Raw genomic sequence first — 5,543 nt, forward strand, 5'->3', positions numbered from 1 at the left:
GCGTTCAGGAGTGATGTCCATGAAACCCTTCCCCGTCGCCGCCTTCGCCCTGGTCGCCGCGCTGGGCGCCTGCGACCGCAAGCCCGCTGCGCCGGACCAGGCTCCCGCCGCGCCGGCCCCGGTCGCCGCCGCCCCGGCTCCGATGGTGCGTCCCCTGGCGTTCGACCAGACCGATCCCGCCGCCAAGGTCGCCCTGGCCCTGCCCGCCGAGATCGCCAACTATCCCGCCTTGCACACCCTGCTCTACGATCGCGAGGTGGCGGGTCTGCGGACCTTCGCCGCCAAGGCCGAGACGGATCGCAAGGCCTCCGACGGCAAGTTCCCCTGGCGGCCCTACAATCGTCAGAGCCAGTGGTTCCTGGCCGCCGACGCCGCGCCGCTGGTGGCCTTGCGCGCCCTGTGGTTCGAAGACACCGGCGGCGCGCACCCCAACCACGGCGGCTCGACCCTGATCTGGGACACGGCCGTCAATCGCGAGATCCAGCCCAAGGCCCTGTTCCGGCCCGACGCCGACATGACCGTGCTCGACCGGGCGATCTGCGACGCGGTGGCCCAGGCCAAGACCCGCCGCGAGGGGGCCGTGCCGCTCAGCGACATGTTCTCCTGTCCCAAGTGGAGCCAGACCGTCCTGGTCCTCGCCCCCTCGACGAGCCCGGGCAGGGTCGGCGGCCTGACGGCGCTGATCGATCCCTATGTGGTCGGGCCCTATTCCGAGGGCGACTACGAGGTCACCGTCCCCGCCTCGGCGGTCCAGAGCCTGCTAGCCCCGGCCTACGCCGACGCGTTCGGCGGCGCGCCGAAGTCGCCGGGCAACCCGGACGGGACGGTCAGCGTGGCGATGGATGTGAAGTAGCGCCCAGCGGTTCATCCCCAGCTCAGATCCGACCCAAGGTTGCGCTTGTCACAGAGCAGTGCAATCTGAGCCCGTTTCTTTGGGGGGAATACTATCCATGCGTAAGTTCTATCTCGCCGTGGCGCTTGCCGCGGCGGCGACGCCGGTGTGCGCCACCGATCTGGCCAAGTCCTCGGACGGCTACACCTATTTCAACAAGCCCGGCGCTCAGGTCGCCGTCCATGACGCCGACGTCCGCGACTGCAAGGTCAAGGCCGGCCGTCTGCACCAGCCCGACACCAGCGCGCCCGTCTACGCGCCCGGCCTGGCCGGCGCCATCGGGGTGGCGATCGCCAAGGCCATCGCCCAGGCCGTCGCCGACGCCAAGGCCCGGCCGGTGAACGTCGAGAACTGCATGGTCGTGAAGGGCTGGCGCGTCGTGGCGCTGGATCCCGTGGCCGGCGAGACCGCCGACAAGCTGGAAACCGCCGCCAAGGTCGCCCGCATGACGCCGTTGATCGGCGCCGCCGAGCCCGAAGGCACGGTGGTTCGCGTGTTCTCCAACGACGCCGCCAGCAACCAGACCGCCGGCATGTTCTCGCCCGCCCGCAACACCATCAAGTCGGCGCTCAGCGTCGACGCCATGGGCGATCCGCCGGAAAGCGACAAGCCGACCAAGGAAAAGGCCCCGCCCGCGCCGAAACTGGCCAAGAGCGCCCGTCCGCCGGCGCCGCTCAAGGCCGAGCAACTGGGCGAGATCCCCGCCGATTCGGCGCTGATCGTCGTCAACGTCCAGGGCACGGGCGCCTTCTCGGTCACCTTCGAGCGCGCGGGTCCCGACGCCAAGACCCCGGCCTGGGCCGACGGCCGCCCGGGCAGCTTCCTGGCCGGCCAACCGGTCAAGGCCACCGCCACCGCCGGCGGCGCCCAAGGCACGACCCTGGTGTTCGCCGTGCCGCCCGGCCGCTGGAAGATCGCCCACATGAGCGCCGGCCTGTTCACGGTCAGCCTGTGCCTGGGCGCGCCCTTGTTCGAGGTGGCCGCCGGCGACGTGGTCTATGCCGGTTCGTTCGACCCGGCCTCGGCGACCAACAACATCGGCCCGGAAATGACCCTGGAGCCCTATCGCGCCGTGTTCCCGGCCCTGTCGGGTCTGGGCGACAAGATGCGGGCGGCGACCTACGTCAACGGCTCCACCGGCCAGTGCAACGGCGCCTACATGTACGCGCTGGAGACCACCGGCGGATCGTTCGCCGAAGGCTACGCCCTGGGCTCCAAGGCTCAGCCGGCCCCCACGGCCTCGGCAGCGGTCGCCCCAGCGCCCGGCGCGGCCATACCGGCCTCGGCGCCCGCGCCGACCGCCCCGGCGGCCGCGACGCCGACCGCGGCTCCTGCCGCGCCCTAGGTCGATCATGACCTGGACCCTTGACCGGCGATCGTCCCTGGCGATCGCCGGCCTGGTGTCGCTGACCGCCGCATCGAGCGCGGTCGCCGGCTCCAACTACCAGCCGCTGATCTATGGCTCTGCCCCCGCCGTCTATTCGTACGGCGCGGCGGGCGAGAACGCGCGGATGCCGATGTCGCTGACCGACACCGCGCCCGGCGGCGTCGAGGGCGAGGTCTCCAAGGACGGGGTGATCGCCCGGCACGTCCTGCGGGTCGATCAGGCCCGCGTGCTGACCAGCGCCGTACAGGGCCGCTTCCGCGAGATCCCGGCCGGCACGGCCCTGGCGCGGGTCGAGGTGGCCGGACCCGCCAATCTGGTCGTCTGGTGCGACCTGCGGGCCAACACCACCTGGAACCGGCGCGGTTCGTTCGAGTGCCTGACCGACACCAAGGGCGCCGGAGCCTTCGACCAGGGCTGGGCCGGAGTGTCGGACTACTATTTCGCGGCGGCCGGCTTCAACGTCGTCAGCGCGCCGCGCACCCTGGCCGGCAAGGCGACCTGGCGCGACGCCAAGCCGGACGAGCACCCCACCTTGGTGCTGGGCTACAAGTGGTGCGAGGGCGACGGCGCGACCAAGCCGGCGCGCTTCGCCCGGGCCCTCCAGGCCGCCGGCGACACGCGCTGGTTCGTGGTCGGGTCCTGCGTGAGCGGCGCGACCGCACCGGTCGGCGGCGGGGCCTTCGACCTGGGCCCGCTGAAGGTCGCCACCTCGGCCGGCGCCGCGCCTGGCGCCCTGCACTACAAGGTCGAGGGCCGCCTGCCGCCCACGCCCCTGCTCCAACCGGTGCTCTCCGGCATCGCGGACCTGTCCGCCCCGCCGGCGCCCAAGATCGATCGGGCCATCGCCCCGCCGGCGGCCGAACTGTCGCTGAAGCCGCTGGTGCCGGCCGGCGCGGCCCCGATCGTCGCCGGCGGCGAAATCGCCAAGGGCCAGCCGTTCTTCACCGTCGGCGTGCGCCACGGCGTGACCGGCGTGCTCAAGCAGGAGGTGCGCGGCAAGGGCTGGTTCTTCGACAAGGCCCTGCCGGTCGGTCAGCCGCTCTATGCCGTGCCGATGGCCGGGCCCGGAACCACCGGCCTGGTCTGGTGCGCCCCGCGCCAGGACGACAAGCCGAAGGGCAAGTCGCCCACTCGCTGGGCCGCCGCCTGCCTGCCGCAGAACGCCACCCAGGCCAATTGGGTCGAGGCCCAGACGGCGATGATGAGCGTCAACCTGTCGTGGTTCTCCGGCAGCCGCACGACCAACGCCCTGGACGTCGAGCGCGCCCCGATCGAGCTGCCGCCGATGACGCTGAGCTACGTCTTCGCCGGCTGGAGCGAGCAAGGCTCGCTGATGCTGGAGGTCCGCCTGGACTGGGGCGAAGGCCCGCAACTGCTGCGCGCCCTGCGCGTCGCGCCAGGCGCCGACGGGGTGGTGTCGGTCAAGACCATGGACGGGACGATCGCCATCAAACGCATCGGCGACGCCGCCCAGGCGCAAGCGATCAAGCCGCTGCTGGCCCAGGCGGACGTGGTCTACTAGCTCCCTAAAGCGGGATGTTGTCGTGCTTCTTCCAGGGGTTCGACAGCTCTTTCCCCTTCAGGCTCTTCAGCGCCCGGACGATGCGCTTGCGGGTGCCGTGGGGCATGATCACGTCGTCGATATAGCCGCGGCTGGCGGCGACGAACGGGTTGGCGAAGCGGTCCTTGTACTCGGCCTCGCGGGCGGCCAGAGCCTCGGGGTCCTTTGCCTCCTGCCGGAAGATGATCTCGACCGCGCCCTTGGCGCCCATGACCGCGATCTCGGCGGTGGGCCAGGCGTAGTTGAAGTCGCCGCGCAGGTGCTTGGAGCTCATCACGTCATAGGCCCCGCCATAGGCCTTGCGGGTGATCAGGGTGATCTTCGGCACGGTGGCCTCGGCATAGGCGAACAGCAGCTTGGCGCCGTGCTTGATCAGGCCGCCGTACTCCTGCTTGGTGCCCGGCATGAAGCCGGGGACGTCGACCAGGGTGATGATCGGGATGTTGAAGGCGTCGCAGAACCGCACGAAGCGGGCGGCCTTGCGGCTGGAGTCGATGTCCAGCACGCCGGCCAGCACCTGGGGCTGGTTGGCGACGATGCCGACGCTCGTACCGTCCATCCGGGCGAAACCGCAGACGATGTTCTTGGCCCACTCGCTTGAGATCTCGAAGAAATCCGCCTCGTCGACGACCTTCAGGATCAGCTCCTTCATGTCGTACGGCTTGCCCGGATCGCTGGGGATCAGGCTGTCGAGGCTGGCCTCCTCGCGATAGGCCTCGTCGAAGCTGTCGCGTTCCGGGGCGGGGTCGCGGTTGGACGAGGGCAGGAAGTCGATCAGACGGCGCACCTGGGTCAGGGCTTCCAGGTCGTTCTCGAACGCCCCCTCGGCCACGCCCGACTTGCTGGCGTGCACCCGGGCCCCGCCCAGCTCCTCGGCGGTGACCACCTCGTTGGTGACGGTCTTCACGACGTCAGGGCCGGTCACGAACATGTAGCTCGTGTCCTTCACCATGAAGATGAAGTCGGTCATGGCCGGCGAATAGACGTCGCCGCCGGCGCAGGGGCCCATGATCACGCTGATCTGCGGGACGACGCCCGAGGCCATGACGTTCTCGAGGAAGATGTCGGCGTATCCGGCCAGGCTGTCGACGCCTTCCTGGATGCGCGCTCCGCCGGCGTCGAACAGGCCGATGATCGGCGCGCCGACCTTCATGGCCTGGCGTTGAACCTTGACGATCTTGGCCGCGTGGGCGCCCGACAGGCTGCCGCCGAACACCGTGAAGTCCTTGGAGAAGACGTAGACGACCTTGCCGTTGATCGTGCCCCAGCCGGTGACGACGCCGTCGCCCGAGATCTTCTGGTCGGCCATGCCGAACTCGGTGCCGCGGTGTTCGACGAACATGTCGAACTCCTCGAAGCTGTCCTCGTCCAGCAGCAGGTCGATGCGCTCGCGCGCGGTCAGCTTGCCCTTGGCGTGCTGGGCGGCCACCCGCTTCTCGCCGCCGCCGGCCCGGGCCTGCTCGCGACGACGATCGAGTTCCTCGAGAATATGCTGCACGCGGACGCTCCCCTGCTCTCTAACCTGGGCGGTTTTCCCACCTTATGAGCCGAGCCGTAATGGCGCGAGCTTTCCGTGGCAAGCGTCCCTTGCGGCAGTGCAGCAATGATCGCCGATCGGCTAAGTGCTTGAACGTTTGGAAGGGGCTCAGCGCCGCAGCGCCGCGAACCACCGCTCCAGCACCTGGGCCTCGACCGCCAAGGCC

At 70.2% G+C, this 5,543-nt stretch carries 4 protein-coding genes; 3 read left to right on the forward strand and 1 reads right to left on the reverse strand.

What is annotated here, in order from left to right:
- Positions 1-19: 19 nt before the first annotated feature.
- The 3 genes from AC1DZ6_RS17685 (at position 20) to AC1DZ6_RS17695 (ending at position 3,801) form a co-directional block, all read left to right on the forward strand.
- Positions 20-853, forward strand: coding sequence for an RsiV family protein (locus tag AC1DZ6_RS17685; RefSeq protein ID WP_477098456.1), 834 nt, complete (start codon positions 20-22; stop codon positions 851-853).
- A gap of 97 nt (positions 854-950) precedes the next feature.
- Complete coding sequence (locus AC1DZ6_RS17690; protein ID WP_477098457.1) at positions 951-2,237, forward strand: hypothetical protein; 1,287 nt, start codon at positions 951-953, stop codon at positions 2,235-2,237.
- Between the two features lie 7 nt (positions 2,238-2,244).
- A complete protein-coding gene (locus AC1DZ6_RS17695; RefSeq protein WP_477098458.1) occupies positions 2,245-3,801 on the forward strand; it encodes a hypothetical protein in 1,557 nt (518 codons plus the stop codon).
- A gap of 4 nt (positions 3,802-3,805) precedes the next feature.
- Here AC1DZ6_RS17695 and AC1DZ6_RS17700 read toward each other — a convergent pair whose 3' ends face one another.
- Positions 3,806-5,338, reverse strand: coding sequence for an acyl-CoA carboxylase subunit beta (locus AC1DZ6_RS17700; protein ID WP_477098459.1), 1,533 nt, complete (start codon positions 5,336-5,338; stop codon positions 3,806-3,808).
- Between the last annotated feature and the right edge of the window lie 205 nt (positions 5,339-5,543).

This window comes from Caulobacter sp. P1_B12_2, assembly GCF_056406675.1.